The 24,862-nt window shown below is 45.1% G+C and carries 20 protein-coding genes; 17 read left to right on the plus strand and 3 right to left on the minus strand.

The window, feature by feature from the left end; translation table 11 throughout:
* The first annotated feature begins 228 nt into the window (after positions 1 to 228).
* Together MKX35_RS10080 and leuS are read left to right on the plus strand one after the other, a co-directional pair.
* A complete protein-coding gene (locus MKX35_RS10080) occupies positions 229 to 1,296 on the plus strand; it encodes an AI-2E family transporter (RefSeq protein ID WP_042191048.1) in 1,068 nt (355 codons plus the stop codon).
* Between the two features lie 516 nt (positions 1,297 to 1,812).
* Positions 1,813 to 4,263: a leucine--tRNA ligase gene (gene leuS, locus MKX35_RS10085; RefSeq protein ID WP_076299695.1), complete on the plus strand. Its 2,451-nt coding sequence runs from the start codon at positions 1,813 to 1,815 to the stop codon at positions 4,261 to 4,263.
* Positions 4,264 to 4,322: 59 nt separating this feature from the next.
* Here the strand turns inward: leuS and comER are convergent, their stop codons facing one another.
* Positions 4,323 to 5,174 (minus strand): late competence protein ComER, encoded by an 852-nt coding sequence (gene comER, locus MKX35_RS10090; protein WP_076284823.1) that lies wholly within the window; start codon positions 5,172 to 5,174, stop codon positions 4,323 to 4,325.
* Between the two features lie 186 nt (positions 5,175 to 5,360).
* Here comER and MKX35_RS10095 point away from each other — a divergent pair, with 186 nt between their 5' ends.
* The 6 genes from MKX35_RS10095 (at position 5,361) to MKX35_RS10120 (ending at position 12,537) form a co-directional block, all read left to right on the plus strand.
* Entirely contained in the window at positions 5,361 to 5,999 is a 639-nt protein-coding gene (locus tag MKX35_RS10095) for a ComEA family DNA-binding protein (protein WP_076299694.1), read from the plus strand.
* 115 nt (positions 6,000 to 6,114) lie between these two features.
* Positions 6,115 to 6,633: a deoxycytidylate deaminase gene (locus MKX35_RS10100; protein ID WP_042191041.1), complete on the plus strand. Its 519-nt coding sequence runs from the start codon at positions 6,115 to 6,117 to the stop codon at positions 6,631 to 6,633.
* A 117-nt stretch (positions 6,634 to 6,750) separates the two neighbouring features.
* A complete protein-coding gene (locus MKX35_RS10105) occupies positions 6,751 to 9,429 on the plus strand; it encodes a ComEC/Rec2 family competence protein (RefSeq protein WP_081382903.1) in 2,679 nt (892 codons plus the stop codon).
* Between the two features lie 363 nt (positions 9,430 to 9,792).
* A complete protein-coding gene (locus MKX35_RS10110) occupies positions 9,793 to 10,332 on the plus strand; it encodes an RNA polymerase sigma factor (protein WP_042191039.1) in 540 nt (179 codons plus the stop codon).
* Positions 10,329 to 11,447 (plus strand): hypothetical protein, encoded by a 1,119-nt coding sequence (locus tag MKX35_RS10115; RefSeq protein ID WP_076299693.1) that lies wholly within the window; start codon positions 10,329 to 10,331, stop codon positions 11,445 to 11,447. Before MKX35_RS10110 ends, MKX35_RS10115 begins: the two co-directional genes overlap by 4 nt.
* Before the next feature lie 73 nt (positions 11,448 to 11,520).
* Positions 11,521 to 12,537, plus strand: coding sequence for a LacI family DNA-binding transcriptional regulator (locus MKX35_RS10120; RefSeq protein WP_076299692.1), 1,017 nt, complete (start codon positions 11,521 to 11,523; stop codon positions 12,535 to 12,537).
* Positions 12,538 to 13,080: 543 nt separating this feature from the next.
* Here MKX35_RS10120 and MKX35_RS10125 read toward each other — a convergent pair.
* Positions 13,081 to 14,031, minus strand: a complete 951-nt coding sequence (locus MKX35_RS10125; protein WP_076299691.1) for a sugar kinase — start codon at positions 14,029 to 14,031, stop codon at positions 13,081 to 13,083.
* 345 nt (positions 14,032 to 14,376) lie between these two features.
* Between MKX35_RS10125 and MKX35_RS10130 the strand changes: the two genes are divergently transcribed.
* From MKX35_RS10130 to holA, 5 genes are all read left to right on the plus strand, one after another.
* Entirely contained in the window at positions 14,377 to 15,018 is a 642-nt protein-coding gene (locus MKX35_RS10130; RefSeq protein WP_042130419.1) for a bifunctional 2-keto-4-hydroxyglutarate aldolase/2-keto-3-deoxy-6-phosphogluconate aldolase, read from the plus strand.
* A gap of 235 nt (positions 15,019 to 15,253) precedes the next feature.
* Positions 15,254 to 15,490, plus strand: coding sequence for a hypothetical protein (locus tag MKX35_RS10135; protein WP_042191032.1), 237 nt, complete (start codon positions 15,254 to 15,256; stop codon positions 15,488 to 15,490).
* Between the two features lie 384 nt (positions 15,491 to 15,874).
* Positions 15,875 to 16,423 carry an RNA polymerase sigma factor gene (locus MKX35_RS10140; RefSeq protein WP_036677530.1) on the plus strand — a complete coding sequence of 183 codons (549 nt, stop codon included), beginning with the start codon at positions 15,875 to 15,877 and terminating at the stop codon, positions 16,421 to 16,423.
* A complete protein-coding gene (locus tag MKX35_RS10145; protein ID WP_076299690.1) occupies positions 16,420 to 17,670 on the plus strand; it encodes an anti-sigma factor family protein in 1,251 nt (416 codons plus the stop codon). Before MKX35_RS10140 ends, MKX35_RS10145 begins: the two co-directional genes overlap by 4 nt.
* Positions 17,671 to 17,948: 278 nt before the next feature.
* Positions 17,949 to 18,968 carry a DNA polymerase III subunit delta gene (gene holA / locus MKX35_RS10150; RefSeq protein ID WP_076299689.1) on the plus strand — a complete coding sequence of 340 codons (1,020 nt, stop codon included), beginning with the start codon at positions 17,949 to 17,951 and terminating at the stop codon, positions 18,966 to 18,968.
* Between the two features lie 249 nt (positions 18,969 to 19,217).
* Here holA and rpsT read toward each other — a convergent pair whose 3' ends face one another.
* Positions 19,218 to 19,490 carry a 30S ribosomal protein S20 gene (gene rpsT / locus MKX35_RS10155; RefSeq protein ID WP_042130412.1) on the minus strand — a complete coding sequence of 91 codons (273 nt, stop codon included), beginning with the start codon at positions 19,488 to 19,490 and terminating at the stop codon, positions 19,218 to 19,220.
* Positions 19,491 to 19,800: 310 nt separating this feature from the next.
* On the opposite strand from rpsT, the gene gpr reads away from it, so the two are divergent.
* From gpr to lepA, 4 genes are all read left to right on the plus strand, one after another.
* A complete protein-coding gene (gpr, locus tag MKX35_RS10160) occupies positions 19,801 to 20,802 on the plus strand; it encodes a GPR endopeptidase (RefSeq protein ID WP_042191024.1) in 1,002 nt (333 codons plus the stop codon).
* 156 nt (positions 20,803 to 20,958) lie between these two features.
* Positions 20,959 to 22,332 (plus strand): stage II sporulation protein P, encoded by a 1,374-nt coding sequence (locus MKX35_RS10165; protein WP_076299688.1) that lies wholly within the window; start codon positions 20,959 to 20,961, stop codon positions 22,330 to 22,332.
* Between the two features lie 64 nt (positions 22,333 to 22,396).
* Positions 22,397 to 22,882, plus strand: coding sequence for a hypothetical protein (locus MKX35_RS10170; RefSeq protein ID WP_076299687.1), 486 nt, complete (start codon positions 22,397 to 22,399; stop codon positions 22,880 to 22,882).
* A 134-nt stretch (positions 22,883 to 23,016) separates the two neighbouring features.
* Positions 23,017 to 24,831, plus strand: coding sequence for a translation elongation factor 4 (gene lepA / locus MKX35_RS10175; protein ID WP_076299686.1), 1,815 nt, complete (start codon positions 23,017 to 23,019; stop codon positions 24,829 to 24,831).
* Positions 24,832 to 24,862 lie beyond the last annotated feature (31 nt).

The following is a 24,862-nucleotide window of genomic DNA, read 5'->3' on the forward strand; positions in this document are numbered from 1 at the left end:
AATCTTGCTTTGTAAGCAAGAATGATCTATGTACTTAAAGCGTCAATCTCCTTTCAGTTGAAATCAGCTGCAGGGTTATTGGCGCTTTTTTTGGGTTCCCCGCAAAGCATCGAAGCACAGGCCTCACTTTGTGGGGTTATTTTGTGTGCTTGATGGTTATTTTGCTGCGGCCATACATATACTTATTTACGAAGCTAGTCCAGGCTACAGTCGCAGGAGGGTACACTCATGGAGCAATGGTCCCAAAGTAAGTGGTTCCGCTGGATGATCGGAGTGCTGCTCTCCCTGATCATTTTGTATTTCGTTTGGTTGCTTCGTCCAATGCTGCAGGGGATATTTGTATTTTTGAAGGCAATCCTCGCTCCATTTCTGGCAGCTATGATTATTTCCTACGTATTGAATCCCGTCGTTAGTATGCTGGCCGGACGGAAGATGCCGCGTAGTGTAGCTGTTCTACTAATATATGCAGTATTCCTAACGGCGATTGCAGTGATCGCAATTAACCTTATCCCAATGTTTATCGAGCAGCTTGAAGAGTTGAATGAACATTTGCCAGAGATGACGCTGCAAGCCCAAGGGCTGATGCGACATATGAATTCTAGACTAATCCCGCCCGGGGTCGAGATGGGGATGAACAACTGGTTTTTCCAATTGGAAAGTCGTCTCGCCGAAGGGATTTCTAATTTTCTCGATAATATAGGGACAACGATTAATGTGCTGTTCAATGCTTTCATCGTACCGTTTCTAGTGTTCTATATTCTGAAGGATTTTGATGTGTTTGAGCGGACGGTGGTTTCTTGTCTGCCCCGCGCACGGCGCAAGTCTATTGTAACTTTGTTAAAAGATATCGATGATGCACTCGGCAACTACATTCGTGGACAGTTTCTGGTCTGCATTATTATAGGTGTGCTTGCTTATATCGGTTATGCCATCATCGGAATGCCGTATGCTTTACTGTTTGCGAGTGTGGTGGCAGTGTTCAATATTGTTCCGTATATGGGTCCCTTTTTGGGGGCTGCACCAGCCATTGTAATGGCTTCGACTGTTTCTTTTCGTTTAGTGCTGTTGGTTGCAGTGGTTAACACAGTGTGCCAAATCGTGGAAAGTAACATTATTTCACCACAGGTGGTGGGAAAGAAGCTGCATTTGCATCCGCTGCTCATTATTTTTGCGCTTCTGGTTGGCGGTGAATTGGCGGGAATGATCGGACTTATCCTTGCTGTACCGTTTTTCGCGGCTGCAAAAGTCGTTATTCAACACTTTATGACGTATTTAATCAAACGAAAGCCCGTGTAAATAGGGTAAAACATTGACTATAGTCAACAGTTTTGTATATAATGTTGGGGAATATTACTGATGAACAGTCGGTATATATAGTTGATCGATGATGAGGAGTATTAATTCTATACCGTTATTGCAGAGAGCCGGCACTAAGGTGCGAGCCGGTTAACGGAACGGAGTGAACTCACCTCGGAGTAACGGCGCAAGTTTCAGGAAATCCGCTAGACATAATGGATGTCCTAGGTGAACCGCCGTCGCCTCACCCCCGCTAAAGGGTGCAAAGTGAGTGGCAGAATAAAGTATATTCAGCCGCTAACTAGGGTGGTACCACGGGAATTATAACCTCTCGTCCCTAGCGATAATACGCTAGGGATGGGAGGTTTTTTTGTAAATATAAGAGGGTATAGGTTTCCCGAAATACTTCATGTCTTATATTTCTCGCATAAACGCTCACCGTCCTTATAAGGATGCCGATGGCGTTTATGCTTGGTTAAGAAATCTAAGTAGTAATACTCCAAGGAGGAGCAGACAATGAGCGACAATCAAACAAACAGTATACCTGCCGGCGGTTACCGGGCGCAGGCTATTGAGCCCAAGTGGCAAAAGTTCTGGGATGAGAACAAAAGTTTTAAGACAGGTGAAGATCCAACCAAACCGAATTTCTATGCACTGGATATGTTCCCGTACCCTTCAGGTGCAGGACTGCACGTAGGTCATCCAGAAGGCTACACAGCAACGGATATCGTATCCCGTTACAAACGGATGCGTGGTTTTAACGTGCTGCACCCAATGGGCTGGGATGCTTTTGGACTTCCTGCAGAGCAGTATGCAATGGATACAGGTCAGCATCCACGTGATTTCACAGATAAGAACATCGATAATTTCCGTCGTCAGATCAAATCGCTGGGTTTCTCCTACGACTGGGATCGCGAGATCAGCACTACAGATCCAGATTATTACAAATGGACGCAGTGGATTTTCATCCAGTTGTACAACAAAGGCTTGGCTTATGTAGCAGAAGTACCTGTTAACTGGTGCGAGGCACTGGGTACAGTACTTGCCAACGAAGAAGTTATTGATGGTAAAAGTGAGCGCGGAGGACATCCGGTTGTCCGCAAACCGATGCGTCAGTGGATTCTGAGAATTACTGAATATGCTGAGCGTCTGCTTGAAGATCTGGAAGAGCTGGATTGGTCTGAGAGCATCAAGGATATGCAGCGCAACTGGATCGGCAAATCTACAGGTGCAGAAGTGAACTTTGAAATTGAAGGTCACGATGCTAGCCTGACCGTGTTTACAACACGTCCAGATACATTGTTCGGAGCTAGCTACTGCGTATTAGCACCAGAGCATGAACTGGTTGATGCCATTACAACAGAAGCACAACGTGCAGCGATTGCAGAATATCGTGTGAAAGCTTCTCATAAGAGCGATCTGGAACGTACAGATTTGGCTAAAGAGAAGAGCGGAGTATTCACGGGTGCGTATGCAATCAATCCTGTGAATGGCGCCAAGGCACCGATCTGGATTGCAGATTATGTACTTGCCGGATATGGAACGGGTGCGATCATGGCGGTTCCAGGTCACGATACGCGCGACTGGGAATTTGCTAAACAATTCGGCCTGAATATCGTGGAAGTTGTACAAGGTGGCAACGTTGAAGAAGAGGCATATTCCGGAGACGGACCGCATGTCAATTCTGATTTCTTGAATGGACTTAAGAATGAAGAAGCAATTGCGAAGGTGATTGCTTGGCTGGAAGAGAAGGGCGTAGGTAAAGGTAAAGTAACCTATCGTCTGCGCGACTGGCTGTTCAGCCGTCAACGCTACTGGGGAGAGCCGATTCCAATTCTGCATCTGGAAGACGGTACAATGAAGACTGTTCCGGTTGATCAGCTGCCGCTGGTACTGCCTGATGTAGATGCGATCAAACCATCGGGTACTGGGGAGTCTCCACTTGCCAATGTAACAGAGTGGGTGGAAACGATCGATCCTGAGACTGGTATGAAGGCTCGCCGTGAGACCAACACCATGCCGCAATGGGCGGGCAGCTGCTGGTACTACCTGCGTTATATTGATCCGAAAAACGATCAAGAGCTGTGCTCCCCTGAGAAGCAAAAAGCATGGCTTCCAGTGGATCTGTACATTGGCGGAGCGGAGCATGCCGTACTTCACTTGCTCTATGCACGTTTCTGGCACAAGGTGCTTTATGATATCGGCGTAGTGGAAACGAAAGAGCCTTTCCATAAGCTGGTTAACCAAGGCATGATTCTTGGAAATAATAATGAAAAAATGAGTAAATCACGCGGAAATGTCATCAACCCTGATGAGATTGTTGAAGCTTTCGGTGCAGATACACTGCGTGTCTATGAAATGTTTATGGGCCCTCTGGAAGCAACCAAACCTTGGAATGAAAAGGGTGTTGAAGGGGTTCACCGGTTCTTGTCCCGTGTATGGCGCCTGTTCGTGAATGAGGAAGGTAAGCTCAATTCCAAAATCACAGCAGATGGCGGTACGGAAGAGTTCAAACGTACTTGGCACAAAACGATTAAGAAAGTCACTGAGGATTTCGAACATCTGCGTTTCAATACGGCGATTAGCCAGTTGATGATTTTCATTAACGATGCCTACAAGCAAGAAACCTTGTCCCATGAAGCTGCCGAACACTTTGTGCAAATGTTGTCACCACTGGCGCCGCATATTGCTGAAGAGCTGTGGCAACTGCTTGGTCATGAAGGAAGCATCAGCTACGTGGCTTGGCCAACTTATGATGAAGCATGGACAGTCGATGCTGAGGTTGAAATCGTTATTCAAGTTAATGGTAAAATCGTACAACGCGCCCTGATTCCGCTGGATATGGGTCAGGAAGAAATGCAAGCTCATGCGCTGTCACTTCCTAATGTGAGTGCAGCTGTAGAAGGTAAAACCGTACGCAAGATTATTGCGGTTCCTGGCAAACTTGTAAATATTGTAGTGGGTTAAGCGAAGAACGCAATTCTGCCCGCAGCATCGGAGAAATCCGTGCTGCGGGCTTTGTTGTTCTAACGTTCTTTAGGACCCTGATTAATAGTGTCGTGTCCGAATAGCTCATCAAGCTTAATAACATCCTCATCATATTTATCATGCGTTGTCGTGATGAGGCGTTCAAATACACCATCTAGACTGGTACGTAAGTGGTTTAACGCTTCTGCGGTAATGCCACCGCGAACAGCGACCCGTTCTTGAAGCTCTTGCGGGGTAAACTCCCCTTCTGTCAGTAATTTGCCTGTTCCAAGCAGCATTTCACCAGCGAGTCGGCTGATTAATGTCTCTTCAATTCCAGTGGCCTCAACGGCTGCTTCTATCCAGCGCTCAATGAAATAGCTTAAGAACGCAGGTCCACAGCTGGAGAAATCAGAAGCGATTCGGGTATGTGCTTCTTGGATTTCTAAGGGAACACCTATGAAAGACAATAGCTGTAGCAGTACAAGCCTGTCTTCTTTATTAAGCCTGCTGCCAAATATGCACAGTGAAGTCCCACTCTTGACGCAGTGCGTAATGCTTGGGATGATCTTGGCAATTTTGGACGGCAAAGCGGATTCCAGATGATGCAATTGAACTGGACTTGTAATGGATACGACAATTTGCTCACTCCGGAGACATGAGCCGATCTCATCTGTTAATGTTTTAAATTCAAGTGGCTTTACGCATAAAAAAACGATATCACTTCCTAACGCGGTCTCCCTATTGCTTCCGCAAATGGAAATGCCGGGGTGACGCTTCTCAAGCTCCAGCAGCTTATTCAGGCTGCGGTTGCTGGCAAGCACATCACACGGTTCTAGCGCTCCGGAAGAAAGAAAGGCGTCGATCAGCAGGCTGCCCATGCTGCCTGTTCCGATAAATCCTACTTTCACCTGTGGTTCCTCCTTTCTAGCATTGCTTTTTACTAACTGACATGAATTCTCTTCGTTATATGTATGCAGGATAGCCTTGGACAAATGACAGGTTTTGTATGAATTATTAAAGGGAATTCCAATTAAAGGAATGTATGAAGATTCACAAAAAAGTATAGGACGAATTTTCGTGAGGGGGAGCGCATTTTGAATAAAGGGAATATAGTGCTCGGAGTGGTTGTAGCTCTACTGGGTGGTGGGTTGCTATGGTCTGCAGGGAACAAGGGGGATTCCGGCATTGCCGGATGGGAAACCTTGAATGGAAGCATGGAACAAGCGATTGGAGTCGCTGAGCCAGATGAAGCTTCGACTACAGAGGGCAAAGTGGGAGGCCAGCAGACGAAGGTAGATAAGCAAAGTGCTGGGAAAGTTACAGTGGGAGCCGAAGCTACTGGGAAGACTGATGCTTCTGGGAAAAATGATAGTGCTGGAAAGGCTGAAGTTAGTGATAAGTCTGATGCTGCTCAGAAGGTGAAGGATACTGCACAAGTAGATCATACTGTCCCGACTCCAGTAGATGAAAAAGGGACAACAGTTACTGGAGAGAATGCTTTGGAGGCGCTTGAAGTTACCACGTCAGTCGCTTCACAGGATGGTAAAATAAATGTGAACACTGCGGGTGCTAAGGAGCTGATGGATCTTCCGGGCATCGGAGAGAAGAAGGCCCAGACTATAATCGAATACCGCAACCGTGAAGGGGCTTTTCGTAGTCTGTCAGATTTGGGGAAGGTGAAGGGGATCGGGCCCAAAATGCTTGAAAAGCTAAAGCCTTTAGTAATATTTTGAAGATAAAAGGGTATTGAAGGTACTGTTGAATGTGCTACAACCGTTGTCCTAGTGAATACTTGCGGGGATGTGCTACAATAGTTAACAACTATTTAGAAGGATATGGAGATTGATTATGACTGCTGCTTATCGTAAAGACTGGGATACTTACTTCATGGACATTGCCTGCATGGTCTCAACTCGTTCACGCTGTAATCGCCGACATGTGGGTGCTGTGCTGGTACAAGGCAAGAAGTTGCTAGGAACAGCGTACAACGGGGCGCCAATGGGCGTACCTGATTGTTCAGAGGCAGGCTGTATGCTCTCGGAGCAATATGAAATGGAAATCGTGGATGGCGTAGAGACAATGGTGAAGAAACAGCGCTGTATTCGCACGATTCATGCGGAACAGAATCTTTTGCTATTTACAGACCGAATCGATCGGGAAGGCAGTACCGTCTATGTGACAGATGAGCCTTGCTGGACCTGCGCCAATATGCTGGCGAACAGTGGTATCGTGGAAATCGTGTATTACCGACCTTACCGTAAGGATATGGAAAAGGTTGAAGCGATGATGGCTGCCAAGGGTATCATATTTCGTCAATTGGAGAACTATGAGCCGCCAAGTGAAACGATGATCAAAGTATCGGAATAGCTGATCTGTATAACTCCAATTTAATAAGATGGCTTGAGGAAGAACCTCTCGTGCGCTTTTATGGCGTATGCAGAGGTTCTTTTTTTGTATCCAGTATTGTGAAAGGGGGATGGGCACGTGAAGGAAAGACCCTTGTTAAGCTTTACAGTATGTTGGGTGGCTGGAAGCGCAGCGGCTTGCTTAATCTCAGGGAACGGACTGCTGTTAGCATGGGCTGGATTAATACTTTTACTGGTGAGTCTGAGGGTGTGGGGAACAGTAAGTTGGAAATACATAGCCATGTTGTGTTTATCCATTTCTTTAGCGGCTGGATATTGGGAGTGGAACGAAGCTCGCAATATTAGCGGAATTCCTGAAGCGCTGGGTAGCACGATTGCAGAGCTGAATGAGAGCCCCGTGGAAGCTAGAGGCACGATCATTTCCGTCGTGGAACGGGATGGGGATCGGGTTGATTTTATAATGAAGCTCTTACATATGAACCTACTTGCAGAAGGAGATGATAATTCATCTGATCCTTTGGATGGACAGGACAGCAAGATGCAAGGGGAGTTAATCGCAGTTCAGATCAAACTTCTGGCTGAGCAAGAAATTGCTGTCGCTGCGAAGTGGCGAAGAGGGGATGAGGTGCTGCTTAATGGCGTGCTGGAAGAGCCGGCAGTAGCGCGTAATTTTGGAGGCTTCGATTATCGTGCTTATTTACATACGAAGAAGATTCATTGGCTATTGAAGGGGCAGGGAGCGGAAAATATAAGGGTAACCGTGCCAGATTCATGGAGTCCGTTAACGATTTTTCGCTTAAATGACAGCGCGCGAACGGCCCTTGGGGCGGAGCTGGACCATCTTTTTCAAGGACGCCACTCTGGGTACATGAAGGGCTTAATCATTGGGATGCAGGATGATCTCGATCCGGATACCTTTAAGCAGTTCTCCCAGCTCGGTTTGACGCATATTCTCGCTATTTCAGGTATGCATGTAGCGGTGTATGTAGGCGTTCTTTTATTTCTGTTCAGACGCTTACGCTTGACAAAAGAGACCGCACTAACGCTCACTTTCATACTCGTTCCGGTATACGTCCTCTTGTCTGGTGCGGGTCCGTCCATTGTGCGTGCGGGGCTGATGAGTATGATTGCCTTGCTCGCTGCAAGAGTTGGAATGTTGAAGGATGGACTGAATATTTTGGCGGCATCGGCACTGGTTATGTTGATCTGGAATCCTTATATGCTGCTCAGTGTCAGCTTCCAGCTGTCTTTTCTGGTGACCCTGGGTTTGATGGTATACGTTCCGCTTATGAATCCTCTTTTGAGCATACTGCCACGCTGGCTTAAAGGTGCGGTCTCTGTGACGTTAGTGGCCCAATTAGTTTCTTTCCCGCTCACGATTTATTATTTTAATCAGTTTTCGCTACTATCCTTTGTCGCCAATTTGGTCTTTGTACCTTTTATTACCTTTGTAGTATTGCCGCTAGGGACGCTTGCGCTACTGCTTGGACGACTGTGGGAAGATGCTGCAAAAGTACTGGCACATGTTACGGAGCTGCTGAATAACTTTACTTTTTACGCTGTGGAGTGGATCAATGAATTTACTGGTGGAGTACTGATTTGGGGCTCGTCTTCACTGCTGTGGATCGGGGTGTACTATGTTTTGTTGTATGGTCTGCTGTATGTTGCCAAGCTAAGAAAGGAAGCTCGTTCTGCACCGCAATATATGGAGGATGAGACTAGACCATTAGCGGAGGCTGGTTTATCTGTGAACAGTCACGGTGGGTTTGAGAAAGTGAGGAATGCACAGTTTGCTATTGGTGCTTCCATGGTTGGACGCTGGAGCGGAGTGATTGTTCTGCTATTGGCAGTTGGACTGGGGATGTTGCTGTATAGGGGTTATCAGTCGGATGCTCAAGCAGGTAGAGGTACAATTAGTTATCTGGATATCGGACAGGGCGACAGCATTCTCATCACTACACCGAGTGGAGCACATATTCTAGTGGACGGTGGTGGAACCTTAAACTTTGGTCAAAAAGAAGAGTGGCGCGTTCGCCGAAGTCCGTTCGAGGTTGGCGGTAAAGTGCTGGTGCCTCTGCTGAAAAAACGTGGTATCCACCGTTTAGATGCGATTATTTTGACACATGGAGATCAGGATCATGCCGGAGGACTCCAAGCCGTGTTGGATGAAATTCCGGTTTCGGCGTTGCTTTTTAATGGAACGTTAGTTGATCGCGAGTTTTATATGGGGATGATGAGGACTGCACTAGAGAGGGATGTTCAGTTGTATGCTGTGCATCAAGGAATGACCCTTTCCCCGGATGACAAGACGGAGCTGTCCTTTTTATGGCCGGAGGGAAGGGATGGAGAAGTGTCGGGTACTCCTTATCAGAATGGCATTCCTCTACTGGAAGACCAGAACCACGATTCGGTAGCTTTTCGCTTAGAGATGAATGGTAGGAACTTTCTATTCACCGGAGATATGGATCTGGACGCCGAGGAGGGGATTGTAGAGAAGGCTAAGCAAAAGGGGATCAGCGCTGGACCTGTCATTGATGTGCTGAAGGTGGCTCACCATGGGAGCAAGACATCTTCTGGCGAAGCTTGGCTTGACTTCTGGCAGCCTGCAGCAGCGGTGATTTCTGCGGGTGTTAATAATCTGTATGGTCACCCGAAAGCTGAGGTGTTGGAGCGATTGGAAGATCACCATGCATCTATATTCCGGACGGATCAGCAGGGGGAGATACAGATGCGGGTGCGGGCGGAGGGGGTTGAAGTGCGATATAAGTTGATGGAGGCATTGCATTTTGTGCAATAGAACGCAATCCAAGATAGCTGGATCTTCATTCTACTGTACTTTGTACACTCAAAATGAAGGAAAACGCCTAATTCTCTGAATTTTAATAGTATCTATTGCATGAAGTGCAACAGAATCTTTCTATGGAGTTGGAAAATCAAGTTCTATTGCACGAAATGCAATAGAAAGCTATTTACAGATAAATTCAGCTCCCCCAATCGGACACGTGAGCACCACTGATGACGTTTAAGCGTTCATCGGTGGTGCTTTTTAATAGACGGATATAGAGATTATGCTGTTAAGTAATAAATGACCTAATTATTTATTTTAAAGGGAACTTTTTCAAGTTTGGAAAGTCTTTTTAGGCAAGGGGTGAGACGAAACATGCTAAGCGAAGATATGCCATATGCAGAAGCGTATGCGTCCGAAATGACCTTGCGGGAAATGATGGAGGAGTATGGATCGGATGTGTGGAATTATGCTTTTTTCTTAACTAGAAGCCGTGAGCAAGCGAATGATATTAGCCAAGAAGTGTTTTTGAAGGCATATAAAAATGTGGGGAAGTACCGGGGACAATCGTCGATGAAAACTTGGCTACTCACGATTACTAGAAATACAGCCTTTAGTTGGAGTAAAAATAGCTTTTGGCGCAGATTCATACCATTTGGAGATCAACCTGTTACTGTAAATGCTCCGTCTGCGGAAAGAGAAGCGCTCGGAAATCAGTATGCGAACCGAATCTGGGAAATGATTATGAACCTACCAGATAAGAACAGAGAGGTGCTTGTACTGGATATTCAGCATGGACTATCGATTGCCGAAATGTCTGATTTGCTGAATATAGCTCAGGGGACTGTGAAATCTCGACTCGCGCGAGCGAGGGAGAAGGTTAAGCAAGCCATCCAGAAGGAGGAGAGAGAATGAGAGGCAAAGCTGATGACAGTAACCCGGTGATGATCGGACAGAATGATTGGTATGCGCAAGCAGGCAAAAAACCTTTTATTGAAGATGGCTTTACACCTGAGCTGATGATTCAGATCGAACAGGCTGCTACGCTTAAAAATAAAAATCACAGACGTTATCGAATAAACAAAAGTTTGCTACTGACCAGTGTGGCTATGATTTTGTTGATAGGTGCACTTAACTTGCCTATAGGTGCATGGAAGAGTCAGGGTCCAGTCCAATCTTCATCGGTGCAGTCACAAGCCGCAGCGATACTGCCTTCTTCTACTCCTGTTACTAATGACAAAGCGTCAGAGCCTCCGACAAGCCCAGCAGAGTTTGAGATTAGCGGTAAGAAATACTACATGCCTTTGCCAATGAGCAGAGATAAGACTAAAGCATATGCCGTGGAGACAACAGCGGGAATCCTTTGGTCGCCGCCACCCCCGATGGTTGACTACAAGAAGCCAAAGTACACACATCCTACAGAGCCGTTCACCCTTTACCTGAGCTCGAAGGACCAGACGGAGCTATCGGCTTCTTCGGCTACTAGGATATATACTTTTCCTCTTTATGCGGGAGGGGCAAGTACTTATCAATATTTGAGTGGGGTTTTTGGAGCGGGAGATTATGTCCTGTTAACTTCTTACAAAAAGACTCTTGGTGTAGGTATGTATGAGGATGGTGAATTTTCAATGCTTAATGTTAAAAAAGCAGCGGCAGGGGAAACTGTGGTACTGATCACGCTTAAATCCTTTGATGATACACTATTAGATTACAAGTCAATCATTGCTGTTGATAAGGAGCATGAGCAGCTCGTACTTAGTTACTTAGAATATGCAGGGGATAAAAAGTACAAAGAGAAAACCGTACTTTATGATATGGAGACCATGAGCATTCCAACATCTGCTATAGCAATTGGGTTTAAAGAGATTAAGGGAGAAACACTAATCATGGATTATAAAGTGGGCGGGGAACAACGTAAAGCGGATATTCTTATGAAAGCTGGATTGGGGTGGCTGGATGAGAATTGGGCTTTTTTATCGGAAGAGCAACAAAATAAGCTTTATATGGATTTTATGAACAATACTCCTTAGTAGATAATTCACCCAATAAAAGCTATACTTTTTGATAAAGTAATTTTCTTTTGAGAAGAGTGGAGCCGAAGTGATGAAGAAGTTAACAATTGATGATGTGGCTCAAAAAGCGGGAGTGTCGAAGAGTACGGTTTCCCAATTTTTGAACAAACGTTTTAAATATATGAGTGAAGCGACGAAAAACCGGATCGAGGCTGTGATTGAGGAGCTCAATTATCAACCGAATGGACTTGCGCGCAGTCTGAAACAGAATCGGACGCATATGGTCGGAATCATCGTTGCTAATATCGATTATTCGCTGTCTATTCAATGTATCCGGGCGATCGAGAACGAGCTGCAGCAACACGGAATCCAAGTAATCATATGCAATGCCGATGAGAATACGGAAAAAGAAAGCAAGTACGTCGAAACCTTAGTTGCCCGCCAGGTGGACGGTTTGATTATTTTTCCGACGGGAAACAATCCATCTGCATACAGCCGACTAATAGAGGCGGATTTTCCGTTAGTATTTATGGATCGTCTGGTAGATGGAATCACTACGCAGAGCTTGCTGCTCGACAATGAAATGGCGGCCAAGATAGGTGTGGGACAGCTTACACAGCAAGGCCATGAGCGAATTGCTCTGGTCACCCTGCCGTTAGGGGAACATGCGATTACCCCTCGTAAAGAGCGGATCAGTGGTTATAAAAAAGCAATGGAAGAAGCGGACCTAACGCTGCGTGAGGAGTATATTTGTAGTGTGCCAAAAGAAGAATTAGCTGCAGGACTGAAGCGCCTTTTAGCGTTGCCGGACCCTCCGACAGCGTTATTGGCTACGAACGATATCACGCTAGCAGAGATTTTGAAATATGCGAATCGAAATGCCATCGCTATTCCGGAACAATTGTCTGTCATCGGTATAGATGATGCGGAGTTCGCGCAAATTTATAATCCGGTCATTACAACAATTCGTCAACCTGCTTACGAAATGGGCATGCAAGCCGCTAAGATTATACTCTCTTGTATCGAGGATAAGGGCGCTTCTGTTCCTATCACTTATCGTTTTCCGCCGACATTGCAACAAGGGCAGTCTGTGAAGTCTTATAAATAAGTATAGGCTATAAAAATACAAAGAAATGCCGTTCCACAGTTCAACTGTGAGACGGCATTTTTTACGTAAATGTAAGGACTGATCAAGGGTTAAATAGCACGGGGTAGCTCAAAGATGCAGATGTTAACTAATCAGTAGTTACAGGCAGCGAATAAACCTGCAAAGGTACAATTTTACATTCTTAGTTCAGCGAAAGGTATGGATGAATAAGGGATAACTTTTTCATTGTGCGATGTAAGTGGAGGAATGTGGGATACGGGATTATACGGATTTCCTCCCTATAATTATTAGAATTCCGGTTGTTCTCAATGAGTATAGGGATTTCCTCCATATAAATTCGGATAAAACCCGAAATGAGTCAAAATCCGATGAATTAGAAGGAGGTTTTCCCTATACTCTTCGATTTATAGACTAAAACGCAAAATTAAAGTGAGGAATTCCCTATACCAGGGAATGATACTGAGAAGAAGCAGAAAGTGGGGCATAAATACCCCGGAAATTTCCTGGAAATGCGGCCCCCCCATTACCATATCAAATATGTGCTTAAACCTCCTGCTGCATAAACTTCGCAAGCTCCTCACGGGTCGGAAGTCCATCCATATCGCCAGGCGACATGACAGCTAACGCACCGATCGCATTGCCACGTTTGACGGCCTCAACAATCGGAAGCTTTTCCAGCATCGCACTGATTACACCAACGGCAAAACCATCACCTGCACCTACGGTATCAACGACCTGCTCTACCTTAAACCCGTCTACATAACCTTCTCCTTCAGCGGATTTATAGTAAGCGCCTTCAGGTCCGAGCTTGATGACGACTAAGCTGACGCCACGCACCAGATAATAGTCCGCAATTTCTTCTGGCGTACTTAGACCTGTAAGAATCTTGCCTTCACCGAGTCCTGGAAGGAACCAATCACAGCGTGTAGCCAGATCATTGATCGTGTTCACCATCGTTTCTGTATCCGGCCATAAGCTAGGACGCAGATTTGGATCGAGAGAGACCGTCTTTCCTTGTCGCTTCATAAACTCCATAGCATGAACAGAGAATTCATGACAGCTCTTGGATAAGGCGGCGGAGATACTTGTTACGTGTAAATGTCCTGCAGCATTAAAGTATGCCTCGTCAAAATCAACCAGACTAAGCTTGGAGGCTGCGGAATTTTTGCGGAAGTATTCGACTTTAGGATCGCCTGTAACAACCTTTGATTTGATTAACATACCCGTTGAATTTTCTTTAGTAAAAGTAATGTTGGTGGTATCAATGTTCTCTTTCTTCATTGCTTGAGCAATGAAATGACCAAAGTTATCTTCGCCAAGCTTCGTAACATAACCTGTAGGATGATTTAAGCGCGATAAGCCTGTAGCAACATTGCTCTCGGCACCTGCCAACGCTTTGGAGAACGAAAATACTTCATGCAGGGGACCCGTTTCATTCGCATAAAACATCGCCATCGGCTCCCCGAAAGTGACGGCATCCAACTGTTTACTCATTTGAGTTCCTCCTAGGGTAATGAATTTATCCCAGTATAATGATGTATAATTTGAAATTATCACATAAATCGGTTTTGTACAATAAAAGAATGATTTTTAATCCAAAAGGTGTTTTGGATAAAAGAAAATAAATGACCAATAAATCCTTATAAAAAAAGGGTTCGTTGGTCGTTTATATAAATTTATATCTCTATATTCATAAAAATGTATTGACTGTTAACTGTATTGTTATTACTATCTGATTATAGATTATATCATTTTAATTAGTAAATTTAATAAAAAAGTTTATCTAAATTAGTATTTCATATTCATCTATGATCGTACCAAGAGAAAGGGAGTCTACTGATGAAGAAAATGAAAGTATTGCAGAATGTGGCGTCCGTTGGAGTTGTAGCCGTTATTCGTGCTGATAGTGCTGAGGAAGCTTTTAAAATGTCCGTTGCTTGTATCGAAGGCGGTTTGAATAATATTGAGGTAACTTTTACTACTCCGGATGCGGATGTGGCGATTAAACGATTGGTAGCGGAGTACGGAGATCGCGCAGTGATTGGTGCAGGAACTGTACTTGATCCATTAACGGCGAGAATAGCCATTCTTGCAGGCTCGGAATTTGTGGTCAGTCCCTCTTTTGAAGCAGAGACAGCTAAAATGTGTAATCTTTATGGTATTCCGTACATGCCTGGCTGCATGACATTAAATGAAATGAAGGAAGCATTGAAGTTTGGTGTGGATGTGCTGAAGCTGTTCCCTGGCAGTGCGTTTGGTCCGGATTATGTGAAAGCGGTTAAAGGCCCTATGCCGCATGTGAACATTATGCCAACAGGTGGCGTGGATCTGAATAATATGGAAAAATGGATTGCCAACGGCTGTATAGCAGTAGGTATCGGGGGTAATTTGACTGCACCTGCGAAGGATGGTCGATACGATCAGATTACCGATCTTGCAGCTCAGTATGTGGCAAAATTTAAAGAGGTAAAAGGTATATAATTCTGTTTTTCTTAATTCGAATAGATAGATTTATTGAAGGTTGTATAGCTGACGCATGTCAGCCGTACAACCTTTTTTATATACATATTTTCCGACATTCAGATTTTCTTACATTATATGTTTTCATAAAGTATAGAATGAGGACAAAGGCAATAAACTATAAAGTAGAAGAGTTATGATGTTTGACTGACGTCTACGAATTGGAATGGTTTATTATCGGACCGGGAGTGAGTATATGCCTGCTTATCATGATAAAAAGCTGTATCTTGCAGCTGATGAAGAGGATGCGGAATACGTAGAAATTGCGTCGGCATTCCATGGTTGTAAGGTGACGGAAGGCCAGATCTATAGATTAGAGAGAAATTACAATAACCCTCATATTTTTGAGAATGGAGAGGCGTATGTTGTGGATGATGAAACTAGGGACAACTACGCAGTATTCATGCTCTGCAAGATTGTGTTATATAAATAGAATTATGTGCTCGATACTAAGGTTATTTCTTGTTTACTGACGGCTTCTTTTCCGACAGGAGGATAAGCCGTTTCTTTTGGAAATGGGGGATATTTCTTACCTAAACGCTTGCCGGCCTTATTGGGATGCCGAAGGCGTTTATACTTGTGTCATTTTTGTTATAAAGTTATTCAAAAGAGTATTTGAATGATTGAAGTTTCCCCTGTATGCTTAGTAGGAATTATTGGCTGCGAAATGCTATGAAATGTGCGATAGCGCTTTATAAAAGATGGCTTAACATGACGTTCTAAGAAAAGTTTGGTATTCTAAAAATATTAATTACAGGGTTGCAACAAATTCGCAGTCTTGCGCGTCAGTAAGATTGCATAGAGAGGGGGAACCTTCGTGGTGGAGCAGGGACTCATCAGAGCCGCTCAAGCGGGCGATCGCGACGCTCTAATCACCCTATTGCGAGAAATTGAAGGGCATGTATATAAAACCGCCTTCTACATTTTGCATAATGAACAAGATGCGCTGGATGCATCTCAGGAGGCCTTGATCCGGGTTTATACCAAAATCGGTTCATATGAGGAAAAGGCCCAGTTCAAAACGTGGGTTCAGCGAATCGTTACCAATATTTGCATTGATAAATTCAGAAGAACTAAACCTACAGTTTCTATTGATGAGCATGAAATGGTGTTTCAGGATAAACACAATGTGGAACGTGAGGTTCTATCCTCTTATTTAGCTGAGGATATACGTGAAGCGATTGATCAATTGCCCGAGCATCATCGGACGGTCATCGTCCTGCGCTATTTACAAGATTTTTCTTACAACGAGATTGCAGACTGCCTGGATTTGCCTTTGAATACAGTGAAATCATATCTGTTTAGGGCCAGACAGCAGCTGCAGAATAGACTTCAGGAGTACCAGAAAGGTGGTGTATCGGGATGAAATGCGCGGAGGTGATGGAATGGATGCACCGCTATATAGACCAAGACTTGAGCCAAGATGAGATTGTTGAGATGTTCCGTCATATCGATAATTGTCCTTCCTGCGCGGAAGTCTTTGAGCGGCTGACACTTCTCTCCAAAGAATTGGAGCAGTTGCCAGACGTGAAACCCCCGTTTAGTCTGGTTGACTCTATTTTACCTCAGCTTGCAGAATTGGATCAAAGCAGTCGTGAACAAAGCGCTGTGAGAACCGAGGAACCAGTTGTAGTTCCATTTTCACGTGAAAGCTCCCGCGGTAAACCTTCCAAGGGAACCTCTATAGCAGCACGGACAGGCATTGGAGCTATCGCAGCTGCCGTAATATTAGGGATCGCTATTTTTAATATGCCGGATAAAATGCCTGGGGCAGAGGTAGAACAAATGATGCAGGATAGTAGTAAAGCGACCAGCGATAGTGCTAATAATATGGCTATTGATTCGCAAACTTCTACTTCTGCTGAATCATATGAGGCTGCGCCTGCTAATAGCGGAACGGATTCGGGGGCTCTACCAGCTGCTCCTGATGTGAATGAGGATAACGCTGCATTAGATAGAGCGATGGGGCCGGTAGACCCTGCGTCGATGCCGACTTCTCCAACAGAAACTAATGCTGGATCTGGAGGACGGTCGATACCAGAACCAACAAATAATGTGAAGCCCAATCCTACGGAGAAGATTATGACGCCGAAGCCAGATACTGTAACGAAAGTTCAAACTCCGGATACTAGTGCTGGCGGTAATAATCAGTCCAAAGCTGATAAGAAGGATCAACCTGCTTCTATAGATAAAGGGATCGCAGCTGATTCAGCGCCATCTACGGAGGAAACATTAAAGACTTCTGATGACTTCGGAATGGGCGTTATGGGTTTTAACATTTCTAATGATTCTAATGATTCTAATGTACAGACTTGGACTTCCCCTGATGGGCATTATGCCGTTGAGTTTGCTGGATTACAGCTTGTTATTTATAAGAATTCACCCGAAGGTTCAGTGGAAGATAGGATAGCAGTGACTTCTTATCCATTAGAAGGAAATTGGATTTCTGGAGAATGGTCGGCGGATAGCTCGCAGTTCACGTATGTGACGGAGAAGGATGGTGTGAATACCACTAAGGTGTACACTGTACAGGAAGCAACAGCTTCTTCAACGCCGGTTACATCACCTGGGGCGACACCATCGAAGACTCCATCTTCAACGTCAACAAATTAAATTGAGGCTGGAACATTTTTCGAAGTTTCAGAATATACTATAGCAACCGGACAGGAACTAGAAAGTATAGGATTTGAAGAACATCGGTATGACCGTCGGATGGGAAGTTTCTAGGGCTTCTCACTCCGGCGTTTATATAGATGCGCCGCTTAAACGGAGGGGCTTTGGCCATGGCTGCCAGAGTTTCTCCGTTTTTGCATGTGCATTTATGTCGTTTTTTTTGCTACAATAGGAATCTGGGCAAATTGGGCTAGATGAATGGAAAAGGAAGTGGCGGAATGGATGCCAAAACGGCGATAAAAGAAATCAAACAAGGGAAAATCTCACCGCTGTACCTTTTGTACGGCAGTGAAAAATTTCGAATGAATGAATTCGCGGCATTGCTGGAAGACCAGCTGATTGCCAAAGAGGATCGCGATTTTGCGGTTATTCCCTTTGATCTCTCTGAGACGCCGGTGCAGGCTGTGGTAGAAGAAGCTGAGACTGTACCTTTTATGGTAGAACGTAAATTATTGCTGGTGCGGGACGCATCGTTATTTACAGCGGGAAAAGAAAATGCCAAACTTGAGCATCGTATAGATATTTTAAGTGATTATTTGCAGCATCCTGTAGATTTCAGTGTGATCGTCTTTATGGTGAATAGTGACAAGCTGGACGAGCGTAAGAAAATTGTGAAGACTGTTAAAACGGCGGGTACGGTATTAGCTTTCAACCCGCTAGGGGCAGAAGAACTGCTGCGCTGGGTAGAGAAAGGGATTCGTGAGCGGGAGTGTACGATGGCACCTGGCACCGCAGAGATTCTTATCACTAATGCCGGGACAGGTTTGCAGGGCTTATCCGCGGAAATGGACAAGCTATGTTTGTTCGCTGGTAAGGGCGGAACCGTAGACGCAGAAGCAGTAGAGAGTCTGGTGCATCGCGGAACGGAACAAAATGTGTTTACACTTGTAGAGGATATCGCTAATCTGCGTCTAGATAAGGCGCTTGATACGCTGTATGAGCTGTTGAAGCAGCGAGAAGAACCCATTAAGATTGCTGCGCTGGTTGCGCGGCAGTTCCGAATTATTTTACAGGTGAAGGATTTATCAGCACATAGTTATTCGCAAGGTCAGATTGCCTCTCAGATTGGACTTCATCCTTATGCAGTAAAGCTTGCAGGGGAGCAGGCCCACAAGTTCTCAAGTGAACGTCTGCGGCAAATTTTAAGTGCACTAGCTGATCTGGATTATAAGATGAAGACAGGAGCTATAGATAAAGTGCTTGGTCTGGAGTTGTTTATGTTGCGGCTAGGTACTTGAACTAAGCAGTGGAAAAAGTATATGGAGATGATCCATCTATGAAAAATGCCTAATCGGAATGAAAGTAACTTATTCAAAAGAGAAAAGTTGATCGTTTAAGAAAACTACCTTTCTAAGGTGGTTTTTTTTTCATTCAACTAACGTCTAAAGGAAACTATTACTTATATTTATAGAATAGTAGGCACAAAAAAACCCAACCGTATGAAACATAGCGGTCAGGTTCTTCAATTGCTCATTATGAATGTCGTCTTAGGCTTGAGCCTTAAGAGCGTTCAATTTCTTCGCCAAGCGGGATTTTTTGCGGGCAGCCGCATTTTTATGAACCAGACCTTTAGTTACGGCCTTGTCCAGCTTTTTGGAAGCAGCTTGGAAAGCAGCTTGAGCAGTTTCAACTTCCGTACCTGTCAGTGCTACATCAGCAGTTTTCACAGCTGTACGAAGCGCGGATTTTTGGGAAGCGTTCAGTGCACGGCGTTTTTCGTTCGTGTTTACGCGTTTAACCGCGGATTTAATATTTGGCATTGCATTCACCTCCTGTAAGACATTCGAAATCATTATCAAATGATTCACAACTTAAAATAGTTTAGCATGACCGGTAGTAAAAAGCAATACTTAAAGCTTTCAAATTAAACCATTTTAACCTGCATAAACAAGGGCTTTCTCTCGCACACTATCGACAAAAGAGCATAGGCAGAAGCTTGCAATTTGAGTTTTTGTTAGAAGTAACTCAAAGAAGTGTCTACTCACAAAACTAAGTATCGCTTCCGATGTGAGTTTTCTCCGAAGTAATTCAATGGAGCGATACTAACAAAACTTTTAGGAGGCTGGAACAATGGAACCGGATCTGCAGCTATATTCGGTACGCACGGACTTGGCGTTAGAGGCAAAGGAAATGGCTCAAGGGCCACAAAGGACGCCAATCCCTGGTGTAAACGAAGAAGTGGAAGAGTCTGATGGGATAAAAGTTACCCGGCTTGGTGTGGCTAACGCTGCCGGATCACAGGCGATAGGTCGCGCGATTGGAAATTATGTCACGCTTGAGGTACCAGCATTGCGCAATGGAGATACTGGCTTGCAGCAAAAAGTAGCTGAAGTCTTTGCTCGCGAATTCGAGGACTTCCTGACTAGGATTGGGATTGGTAAGGATGCATCTGTACTAATTGTTGGATTGGGGAACTGGAATGTGACTCCAGATTCATTGGGGCCGCTGGTGGTGGAGAATGCGCTCATTACTCGGCAATTTTATGAGCTCGTGCCGGATCAGGTCTCTCCAGGCTACCGTAAGGTAAGTGCTATTGCTCCCGGGGTGTTAGGGTTGACCGGTATCGAGTCGAGTGAGGTTGTACAGGGGATCGTGGATCGTACAAAGCCGGATCTTATTATTGCCATTGATGCGCTGGCATCTCGTTCGCTTGAACGGATCAATACGACGATTCAAATTGCCGACATCGGTATCCACCCCGGTTCGGGGATTGGCAATAAACGGCGCGGATTGACGCAGGAAATTCTGGGTGTTCCTTGTATTGCTATCGGTGTTCCTACAGTTTGCTATGCTTCGACCATTGTAAATAATGTACTGGAGATGATGAAGAATCATTTCGGGCAAGGAGCTGGTCACACCAAGGAAATTATGGGGATGCTAGACGATATTTCTGAGCAGGAACGATTGTCATTAGTGAAGGAAGTACTTGAGCCACTAGGACATGATTTGATCGTTACACCTAAGGAAATCGATGAATTTATTGAAGGCATCGCCAATATTGTAGCCAGTGGTCTGAACGCGGCCCTGCATGATGCGGTCGATCCTGAGAATGTCGGCGCTTATACCCACTAATTGAATCATAGCTAGCACAAGTCCGGCGGGATGCTGATGTACAGTATCTCGCCGGACTCTATGTCTATTCTCTCATTTAGGGTTCTACTATTTCTCTTTCGCTCATAGATTTGGAGTATAAGAGATTACAGAGGGCTGGAGGAGGACATAAATATAATGAATAAAAAATGGTTTCAGCTTTGGAACATCGGCCGTTTACGTGGAAGAGTGCTGGATGCTTTATCGCTGGGAAGAACGATGCTGCTGTTGGCCGGAGGTTCGCTAGTATTTTTCATGCTGCTTGGCGCTGGTGGATTGGCCGGACAGAAGTTGAACTCTTCACCCATTCCATCTATGAAGGGGCTTGCGGCCTCCCTATCGAGTGGATTTTTCATGGAGCTGTTGGGGATGGAGGTCCCCCATTTACCGCAAGGGAAAGAGCCTTCCGCTTTTTCAGGTGAAAAAGTAACTTCCTTTGTATTTCAATTGCTGACCAGTGTGAACCCAAGTGATCCGAAGAGTCTTGTTTCTCGTGAAGTGCCAGGCTTGGCAGCGGATGATCCATTTCTTTTGCGAAAAGGATCGGGTGGCTCTACAGGAGCTCCTGTTGATTATCATCCGGGAACGGATGAACTGGCTGAGGGTGGAGGGGAAGAGGTTGATCCATCGGTTCCAAACGAAGTGGACAAGCCCGAAGATACTCCAGCACAGCAGCCTGAAGCGACAATAGCTCCGTCTCCTGAGCCATCAGGAGCTGCGGGAGGTACGGATAAGAGTGAACCGCAAAGCGAGACAGATAATACCAAGGATACGTCAGTTAAACGGATTCTTATCTATCATTCACATCCTCGGGAGGCCTATAACCCTCTACTAGGAGTAGCGAACGAAAATCCAAGCTCTGCGGTTTCAACTAAAAATGTAATGCTTGTAGGAACATATATTACGAAAAGATTGGAACAACGCGGGATTGGTACAGTTCATGCCAAAGAAGATTTTCTAACAAAAATTGCCGACTATAACTGGAATTTTTCCTACAAATACTCTCGAATGCTGGTTAAATCTGCGATGAGCTCAAATCAAGAAATGAGTGAACTTATCGACATTCACCGCGACTCGCAGCGTCATGGCAAAACAACTGCAGTGATTGATGGGAAAAGTTACGCTCAGGTGTATTTTATTATTGGACATGCGAATAAAGATTGGAAGAAGAACGAAGAGTTTGCGAACAAGATTCATCAAACGATTGAAAAGAGTTACCCAGGAATATCTCGCGGAATATGGGGAAAAGCTGCGGGTAAAGGAAACAACGGGGAGTACAACCAAACCCTCTCACCTAACAGTGTCTTGATTGAAGTGGGCGGTATTGATAATACAGCAGAGGAATTAAAGCGTACGGCTGATATTTTGGCAGACGCTATTGCGGATGTGTACTGGAGCAGTCATGACTCGGAGAAGGTAAACGCTGCTGGCAAGGCGACGAATCCCACAACCCAAGAGAGCAAGGGACAAACCAATGCTACAGCACCTCAAAAGTCGAACGGAGCTTCTTGAGCTACAGACATTTAATTTAGAATAAACAGCTTTATTACCAAGTATTTAAAAAGGAGTGGCTTACATGTCTCGTTTCGGTAAAAAACTGGTTATGGTCGGTATTTGGGCAGGGGTCGGCATACTCTTAGGTATGCAGTTTAGTGGCAGCGGAGGGGCAACCGTCTCTAAGCTACTGCCAGGCTGGACCGACCTATCGACTACGCCAACCAGTCAAGTGACGGGCATGCAATCACAGCCGATTAAGAATGGGGTTACACAAGGTGGGCAGACTTATGTGTATGTTCCGATGGTGATCGACCCTATCACAGGTGCATATACGCCTGTTTCTCCATTGCCTCAGAATAGCAATCCTGCGCCAACTACAGATCTTCCTCAGAAGGTGGTAGATGGGTATAATACGAAAACTCCAGAGCAGATTTTGATTCCTGAGGAACAAAAGCCGACAGTCGATGTGATAGCGGATAAAACGGCAGGCCTTCTGCAGCAGGCTTCTCAAAAGGGCATACGCTGGGTAGTCTCATTGTTCGATTCGGCGGAAGAATCACAATGATTTCAGGAGAAACAGTTATTTCACGGGTACGTGAATAGCTGTTTCTTCTGTTTTACGTAAGGGCGGGATTGATGGAGTAAGCTTGTACTGTTATAATAAGTGGATTAATATCAGGCTGTCTGTGGGGGTAAGGAATGAGTGACGTTCAGAAAAGACAACAACAAATTCGCAATTTCTCGATTATTGCACATATAGACCATGGTAAATCGACACTAGCTGACCGCATTTTGGAATACACGGGGGCACTAACCACGCGTGAAATGCAGGAACAGGTACTCGATCAGATGGATCTGGAGCGCGAACGTGGTATCACAATAAAGCTGCAAGCCGTGCGTTTAACCTATCGTGCAGACGATGGTGTAGAGTATTATCTCAATTTGATTGATACACCGGGACACGTCGATTTCACCTATGAAGTTTCCCGCAGTCTTGCAGCATGTGAAGGCGCACTGCTGGTTGTGGATGCGGCTCAAGGAATTGAAGCGCAGACACTGGCCAATGTGTATTTAGCACTGGATAATAACCTTGAAATCCTACCTGTGCTTAACAAAATTGATTTGCCAAACGCTGACCCTGACCGGGTAAAGCAGGAGATTGAGGATGTTATCGGGCTGGATACCAGTGAAGCGGTTATGGCATCTGCCAAAGCCGGTATTGGGATCAAGGAAATTCTGGAGCAGGTGGTGAAGCAGGTTCCTGCGCCATCCGGTAATTCAGAAGAGCCGCTTAAAGCGTTGATTTTTGACTCTCATTACGATCCTTACAAAGGCGTTATCGTCTATGTGCGCGTAATGGACGGTAAAATCCGTGCGGGATCGAAGATTAAGATGATGGCAACTGAGAAGACTTTCGAGGTCATTGAAGTTGGCGCATTTATGCCGCGTATGACCATTGTCGATGAATTGAACATCGGGGATGTTGGATTTATCGTAGCTGGGATCAAGCATGTTGGAGATACCCGTGTCGGTGATACTGTCACTGACGCAAAGAATCCTACTGCTGAGCCGCTTCCAGGTTACCGTAAGATCAACCCGATGGTATATTGCGGGTTGTATCCGATTGAAACCTCAGATTATAACGATCTTCGTGAGGCATTGGAGAAGCTCCAGCTTAATGATGCTTCGCTAAGCTTTGAGCCGGAAAGCTCGAGCGCGCTAGGATTTGGTTTCCGTTGCGGATTCCTTGGACTCTTGCATATGGAGATCATTCAAGAGCGGATTGAGCGCGAGTTCAATTTGCCGCTAATTACAACAGCACCGAGTGTTATTTATCGAATTATGCTGACCAATGGCGAAATGATTCAAATCGACAACCCGTCACATTATCCGGAAATCGGAACGATTGACTACATTGAAGAGCCATATGTTAAAGCAGCAATCATCGTGCCTAACGACTTTGTAGGTACCGTAATGGAGCTGTGCCAGAACAAACGTGGCGAGTTCGTAAATATGGAGTATCTTGATACTAATCGTGTAACGATTACTTACGAGATTCCACTGTCTGAAATCGTTTATGATTTCTTTGATCAGTTGAAATCAGGTACAAAAGGTTACGCATCCTACGACTATGAAATTTGCGGGTACCGTCGTTCGAATCTGGTCAAGATGGATATCTTGCTTAACAATGAGCAGGTTGATGCTTTGTCCTTTATCGTTCACCGTGACCGTGCATACAACCGCGGACGTATCATTTGTGAGAAACTACGTGGGATTATCCCTCGTCAAATGTTCGAAGTGCCGATTCAAGCCTCTGTGGGTACGAAGGTGGTTGCGCGTGAAACCGTTAAGGCGATGCGCAAAAACGTACTTGCTAAATGTTACGGCGGCGATATTTCCCGTAAACGGAAGCTGCTGGAGAAACAAAAAGAAGGTAAGAAACGCATGAAGCAAGTGGGTAGTGTAGAAGTACCACAAGAAGCGTTTATGGCAGTACTGAAGATCGATGAGTAGAAAATAGGTAGAGCCGGGAGAATATCCCGGC

The organism is Paenibacillus sp. FSL R5-0923, assembly GCF_038009145.1.
In the GTDB taxonomy this organism is placed as follows: Bacteria; Bacillota; Bacilli; order Paenibacillales; family Paenibacillaceae; genus Paenibacillus_AQ.